Source organism: Mycobacterium sp., from assembly GCF_049683935.1.
Taxonomy (GTDB): Bacteria; Actinomycetota; Actinomycetes; order Mycobacteriales; family Mycobacteriaceae; genus Mycobacterium.
In genome coordinates, this window is the sequence record NZ_JBAUJR010000300.1 from 1 (window position 1) to 6,538 (window position 6,538).

Sequence of the window (6,538 nt, forward strand, 5' to 3'; positions counted from 1 at the left end):
GCATAAGGGTCCAGATCGGTCGACGCGAACGCGGGTGGCTGACCGCCGTCGGGGCGCGAACGGTTCCACAAGAGTTTGATCCGGGGTTGAAGATTCACTCGGTCGAAGCGGCCGAAACCTCGGCTCAGTTAAGGCGGTCGACGCGGACGTCTGTGGACACCGAAAAACAACTAAGGAACGAGTAGTGACACTGAGCGGCACGGAGTCCTATTTTGGGGCAACAAAGGCGGTCTCGGATTTCTCCGAAACCGCCTCTGACCTGCAACTATCTGTGTCGGGCTGACAGGAATTGAACCTGCGACCCCTTGACCCCCAGTCAAGTGCGCTACCAAGCTGCGCCACAGCCCGCGGTGCCGCCGGGATCGCCGGCGGGCGGTCGAAAGCGTACCTCAGGGCGACCCTCGAATCCCAACCGCCGGGCGCCGTGTCAGACCGCGCGCCTACTGTCGATCTGATGAGCGGCACCCGCGATGACACTCCCCTGTGGCTGTTCGCCGACCAACTCGGTCCTGCCGTCTACGGCGGTGAGCACGCGCACCGCGAGGTGCTGCTCGTCGAGGCCACCTCTGCCCTGTCGAAGCGTCGCTATCACCGGCAGAAACTGCACCTGGTGCTCTCCGCGCTCCGGCACGCCGAGCAGGATCTAGGTGAGCGTGCCACCCTGCTGAAGGCTGACACCTATTCCGACGCGCTGAGGCGTTTCAAGCGTCCTGTCCTTATCCACGAACCGACGTCGCACGCCGCCGAGAAGTTCGTCCACCGCCTCCGCAAGGACGGCCTCGTCGCCGATGTGCTGCCCACCCCGACATTCGCGCTGCCCCGCAAGGACTTCGAGGAGTGGGCCGGTGAGCGCACCAGGTTCCGGATGGAGGATTTCTACCGCGGCCAGCGCCGCCGGTTCGATGTGCTGATGGACGGCTCCGAACCCGTCGGCAACCGGTGGAACTACGACGAGGACAACCGCGAACCCCCGCCGAAGAAGCAGTCGACACTCGAGTTGCCGGCGCCCTACCGGCCGCGCGAAGACGACATCGACGATCATGTCCGCCGCGACCTGGATCGAATGAACCTCGACACCGTCGGGGTGGACGGTCCACGTCTGTTCGCCGTCACGCCCACGGAGGCCAGACGCGCACTGACCCGCTTCGTCGAGCAGCGGCTGCCCAGCTTCGGTGTCTACGAGGACGCCATCATGGGCGACGACTGGGCGATGTCGCACTCGCTGCTGTCGGTCCCGCTCAACCTCGGGGTGCTGCATCCCCTCGACGCGGTCGAGGCCGCCGAACGCGCCTACCGCGACGGCAACGCCCCGCTCGCCGCCGTCGAGGGCTTCATCCGGCAGATCCTCGGATGGCGCGAGTACATGTGGCACCTGTATTGGCATTTCGGCCCGGACTACACCAGGAAGAACGAACTCGCTGCCCGCACCCGGCTACCGGACTGGTGGGCCGACCTCGACGCCGACGCGGTCACGGCCCAGTGTTTGCACCACGCCATGGCCGGTGTCCGGGACCGCGGCTGGACCCACCACATCCAGCGCCTGATGGTCCTGGGCAGCCACGCGCTGCAGCGCGGCTACCGTCCCGACGAGCTCACCGAATGGTTCGCCACGACCTTTGTGGACGGATTCCGCTGGGTGATGCCCACCAACGTCGTCGGCATGAGCCAGCACGCCGACGGCGGTCTGCTCGCCACCAAGCCGTACACCTCCGGCGGCGCCTACATCAACAAGATGAGCGACCACTGCAAGGACTGCGCGTTCGACCCGAAGAAGCGCCTCGGCGACGACGCCTGCCCGTTCACGGCCGGCTACTGGGCCTTCACCCACCGCCATCGCGAGATGCTGGCCAAGAACAATCGCACCCGCCGGACGGTGTCGTCCATGGAACGGCTCAACGACCTCGATGCGGTGTTGGAGCAGGAATCAGCGCGTGATCGATTTTGATTCGGTCTCGTCTTCGCCCGCGGCGACCGCGCCTGTCTCCGGCGCGAAGCGCGGTGCGCGCGACACCCGCCACGCGTAGATCACCAACGACACCCACACCACGACGATCAGCGAGTAGATCGCCGTCGACCACGGCCACTGGACATCGAAGAAGTGCACCAGCTTCTGACTGTTGGTCAGCACGATCACACCGCCGACCGCGCTGCCCAACAGTGCCGGACTGATCCGGGTTACCAGCCAGGCGGCGAACGGCGCCGCGATCACGCCGCCGACCATCAGGCCCACGACCACCGGCCAGTTCTGCAGGAACTCCTCGCGCAGCCCGATCAGGAACCCGACCGACGCCGACACCGACACCAGGAACTCCGACGCGCTCACCGATCCGATGACGGTCCGCGGCGCCGTCTTGCCCTGCGACAGCAGCGTGCTCGTCGTCACCGGTCCCCAGCCGCCACCCCCGGAGGCATCGATGAAGCCGCCGAACAGCCCCAGCGGGGCGAGGAACTTGGTGCTGTGGCTGGTTCCGCGGGTACCGAACGTCAGCGGGGTCCGCAGCGAGAACCGCAGCAGCACATACAGACCGATGGCCATCAGGATCGCGGCCATCAGTGGCGCGGCGTGCTCGGTGGACAGCGATGACAGGACGGTTGCTCCGAGGAAGGCGCCGATCGCTCCCGGCACGCCCAGCTTGGCGACCAGCCGCCAGTCGATGTTCTTGAATTTCCAGTGCGACAACCCTGACGCGAAGGTGGTGCCGACCTCGGCGAGGTGCACTGCGGCGCTGGCCTGGGCGGCGCCGACGCTGGAGAGCACCAGCAGCGTCGTCGCGGTGATGCCGAAGGCCATGCCGAGGGCGCCGTCGACGAGCTGGGCACCCGCTCCGACGAGCGTGAAGATGATGAGCGAACGCATGGCTGCCTTCGGAGAATGTGATCACCGCATGGTGATCGCAATGGACGGGTGGGTGCGCGTCAGGGACGCGGACAACACCACTCGTCGAAGGCCATCAACCGACGTGAGGGCCAGAACGGCTCGAGCGCGGACACGTCAGACGGCGACGGCGTGATCTGCACGCATATCGCCATCAACATTCCTCACTACTGAGCGCAACTAAAAACCTTCGCAAGACTACACGGTCAACAACCGATAGAGCCCAATCAGTCCCACCACGACGATCACAGCTCGCAGCACATTGGGCGAGAGCCGCCGTCCGTAGTGCGCGCCGAGGAATCCGCCGATGAGCGACCCGGCCGCGATCAAGCCCGCCGCGAGCCAACTGATCCGGTCGAACGCCACCACCGTGTAAGCCGCCGCGGCCACCACGTTGACGACCAGCGACAGCAGGTTCTTGGCTGCGTTCATCCGCTGCATGTCCTCGGGCAGCAGCGCCCCCATCGCGGCGATCAGCATGATCCCCTGCGCGGCGGTGAAGTATCCGCCGTACACCCCGACGGCGAACGTCGCGGCCACCAGCGCAGTCATCCGGCCCGCCGACACGTGGTCGACCGATCGTCCGGAGGCTTCGGCCCGGTTGCGCGCCCAGGTCTGGATCCGGGGGCCGACGACCACCAGGGCCAGCGCGAGCACCAGAAGCACCGGCACCACCTGGGTGAAGACCTTCTCCGGCAGATGCAACAGCAGCCACGCACCCGCGCCGGCACCGAGGAACGACGCCGGGATCTGCCATCTGAGCCGGTACCACTGTCCGCGCAGTTCGCGACGGTAACCCCACGTCCCTGCGCTGCTGCCGGCCACCAGGCCCACCGCGTTGGACATCGTCGCGGTCACCGGCGGGAAGCCCAATGCCACCAGAGTCGGAAAGGTGATCAGGGTGCCGGAGCCGACGACGGCGTTGATGGCACCGGCTCCGACGCCCGCCAGGGCGATCAGGATCATGTCGACGACGGGCACTCAGCCCACCTTAGATGTTGGGTTCAGCGGGTACGGGACTGCGCGCCCCTCTTCTCACGGACCCTGACGTTGATGCGGATCGGGCTGCCTTCGAAGCCGAACGTCTCCCGCAGCTTGCGCTCCAGGAACCGCCGGTAACCGGCCTCCAGGAAACCCGAGGTGAACAGCACGAAGGTCGGCGGTCGCGCGGTGGCCTGCGTGGCGAACAGGATGCGCGGCTGCTTGCCCCCGCGAACCGGCGGAGGCGTCGCGGCCACGATCTCCTTGAAGAAGGTGTTCAGTCGGCCGGTGGACACCCGGGTGTCCCACGACGCCAGCGAGGTTTCCAGCGCAGGCACCAGCTTCTGCACCGCTCGCCCGGTCTTGGCCGAGATGTTCACTCTCGGCGCCCACTGCAATTGCTGCAGTTGCAGATCGATCTCGCGGTCGAGCAGGAATCGGCGGTCCTCGTCGACCAGATCCCACTTGTTGAACGCCAGCACCAGTGCCCGGCCCGCCTCGATGACCATCGTCAGGATCCGTTGGTCCTGCTCGGTCAGCGGCTGCGACGCGTCGATGAGCACGACGGCCACTTCGGCGGTGTCGATCGCGCCGTGGGTGCGCACCGACGCGTAGAACTCGTGGCCGCTGGCCTGCCCGACCTTGCGGCGCAACCCCGCCGTGTCGACGAATCGCCAGATCTTGCCGTCCATTTCGATCAGCGAGTCGACCGGGTCGACCGTGGTGCCCGCGACATCGTGCACCACCGACCGCTCATCGCCGGACAGCCGATTCAGCAGCGACGACTTGCCGACATTGGGCTTACCGACCAGGGCCACCCGGCGGGGACCGCCGCCGCCGCTGCCGACCTCGGAGATCGTCGGCAACGCCTCGACGACGTAGTCGAGCAGATCAGCGACACCGCGACCGTGCATCGCGCTGACCGAATGCGGCTGCCCCAACCCCAGTGACCACAGCGCGGCGGCATCGGCTTCACCCCGCTCGGTGTCGACCTTGTTGGCTGCCAGGAACACCGGCTTGCCGGAGCGCTGCAGCAGCTTGGCCGCGGCCTCGTCGGCGGAGGTCGCCCCGACGATGGAGTCGACGACGAAGATGACCGCGTCCGCGGTGCGCATCGCCACCGATGCCTGATCGGCGACGAGCTGCTGCAGTCCCTTCGCGTCGGGCTCCCAGCCCCCGGTGTCCTGCACGACGAACCGCTGGCCCGACCACAGCGCGTCGTAGGACACCCGATCCCGGGTCACCCCAGGAACGTCCTGCACTACGGCCTCGCGGCGCCCCAGGATGCGGTTGACCAGCGTGGACTTCCCGACATTGGGCCGGCCGACAACGGCGACCACGGGCGGCGGGGCGGTCGCCTCCTCGAGCGCTTCGGCGAGCTCTTCGGCGCCGACCTCCCAATCGCGTTCGTCGACCCAACTGCCGTCGGATTCGTCGGTCATCGCTGCCTTCTTCTCTTCGCGCGAGCGCTCATCGCGAAACCCCCGCTTTCTGCTCGACCAACTCCACGAGGTGAGCGATCACCTGGGACTGGTTCATGTCACTGGTGTCCACGACGATGGCGTCCTCGGCTGCCCGCAGCGGCGACACCGCCCGGGTGGAGTCGAGGTGATCGCGGCGTTTGACGTCGGCGAGCACCCGGGCGTAGTCATCGGCTGCCCCCGCGGCGACATTCTGGTCGTTGCGCCGCCGGGCGCGTTCCTCGGCCGAGGCGGTCAGGAAGATCTTGACGTCGGCATCGGGCAGCACCACGGTGCCGATGTCACGGCCCTCGACCACCACGTTTCCCGGCCCCGCCGCCAGCGCGCGCTGCAGATCGACCAGTCGGGTCCGCACCGCGGGAACCGCCGACACCGCCGATACCGCCTTGGTGACTGCGTCACCGCGGATCTCGGCCGAGACATCTTCGCCCGCCAGATACGACCGGTCCTCGCCAGGGTCGTGGCCCACCGCCAGCTCGATGTCGCCGGCGACGCCCGCGATCGCCGCGGCGTCACCGAGATCGATACCGCTGCGCAGCACACTGAGCGTGACGATGCGGTACATCGCGCCGGTATCGAGGTATCTGGCACTCAGGGAGGTTGCCAGACCTCTTGCGACAGAGGACTTTCCGGTTCCTGCCGGTCCGTCGATCGATATCACCAACGACCGGTTCACATGCCCACCGCCTTGTACAGTTCGCCGATCTCCTTCTGGGTCAGCACCCGGATGCTGCCAGGCCGCTGATCGCCCAGCGTCAACGTGCCGATGTCGGTGCGGACCAGTTCCTGCACGGGATAACCCACTTCGGCCAGCAGCCGACGCACGATGCGCTTTCGGCCCTCGTGCAGCGTCACCCGGAGCAGCGACTTGCCGGGCACCGCATCCACCACGGCGAAATCGTCGAGCCGTACCGGTCCGTCGCTCAGTTCGATCCCGTCGCGCAGCTTCCGCCCCAACCCGCGGGGCACCGTGCCGACAACCGTCGCCAGATAGGTCTTGGGTACCTCGTAGGACGGGTGCATCAACCTATGTGCGAGCTCGCCGTCATTGGTCAGCAGCAGCAGGCCTTCGGTGTCGGCATCCAGACGTCCGACGTGAAACAGCTTCTTGTTGCCGCGAACCCGGTGCTCCACCAGATCGCCGACACAGGGCCGGCCGCGGTCGTCGGACATGGTGGAGTGCATCCCCACCGGCTTGTTG

The 6,538-nt window shown here is 67.1% G+C and carries 6 protein-coding genes and 1 tRNA gene; 1 reads left to right on the plus strand and 6 read right to left on the minus strand.

Translation table 11 applies throughout. From position 1 onward, the window contains the following. Positions 1-274 precede the first annotated feature (274 nt). Positions 275-348: transfer RNA gene (locus tag WA965_RS17490), tRNA-Pro, on the minus strand. A 106-nt stretch (positions 349-454) separates the two neighbouring features. On the opposite strand from WA965_RS17490, the gene WA965_RS17495 reads away from it, so the two are divergent. Continuing rightward, positions 455-1,945 carry a cryptochrome/photolyase family protein gene (locus tag WA965_RS17495; RefSeq protein WP_526301379.1) on the plus strand — a complete coding sequence of 497 codons (1,491 nt, stop codon included), beginning with the start codon at positions 455-457 and terminating at the stop codon, positions 1,943-1,945. Here the strand turns inward: WA965_RS17495 and WA965_RS17500 are convergent. From WA965_RS17500 to WA965_RS17520, 5 genes are all read right to left on the minus strand, one after another. After that, positions 1,925-2,857 (minus strand): sulfite exporter TauE/SafE family protein, encoded by a 933-nt coding sequence (locus WA965_RS17500; RefSeq protein WP_526301381.1) that lies wholly within the window; start codon positions 2,855-2,857, stop codon positions 1,925-1,927. The genes WA965_RS17495 and WA965_RS17500 overlap by 21 nt on opposite strands. 216 nt (positions 2,858-3,073) lie before the next feature. Next, positions 3,074-3,841: a sulfite exporter TauE/SafE family protein gene (locus WA965_RS17505; protein WP_526301410.1), complete on the minus strand. Its 768-nt coding sequence runs from the start codon at positions 3,839-3,841 to the stop codon at positions 3,074-3,076. A 38-nt stretch (positions 3,842-3,879) separates the two neighbouring features. After that, positions 3,880-5,298 (minus strand): ribosome biogenesis GTPase Der, encoded by a 1,419-nt coding sequence (gene der, locus WA965_RS17510; RefSeq protein ID WP_178357368.1) that lies wholly within the window; start codon positions 5,296-5,298, stop codon positions 3,880-3,882. Positions 5,299-5,326: 28 nt separating this feature from the next. Beyond that, a complete protein-coding gene (gene cmk / locus WA965_RS17515; protein ID WP_526301383.1) occupies positions 5,327-6,013 on the minus strand; it encodes a (d)CMP kinase in 687 nt (228 codons plus the stop codon). After that, positions 6,010-6,538, minus strand: a 529-nt coding sequence (locus WA965_RS17520; RefSeq protein WP_526447868.1) for a pseudouridine synthase, incomplete at its 5' end; no start/stop codon positions are given. The genes cmk and WA965_RS17520, both read right to left, overlap by 4 nt.

What these genes read in the sequence shown, in the direction of transcription:
- WA965_RS17495 (WP_526301379.1), top strand. Translation starts at nt 455, where the DNA reads ATGAGCGGCACCCGCGATGACACTCCCCTGTGGCTGTTCGCCGACCAA.
- WA965_RS17505 (WP_526301410.1), bottom strand. Translation starts at nt 3,841, where the DNA reads ATGATCCTGATCGCCCTGGCGGGCGTCGGAGCCGGTGCCATCAACGCC.
- WA965_RS17500 (WP_526301381.1), bottom strand. Translation starts at nt 2,857, where the DNA reads ATGCGTTCGCTCATCATCTTCACGCTCGTCGGAGCGGGTGCCCAGCTC.
- der (WP_178357368.1), bottom strand. Translation starts at nt 5,298, where the DNA reads ATGACCGACGAATCCGACGGCAGTTGGGTCGACGAACGCGATTGGGAG.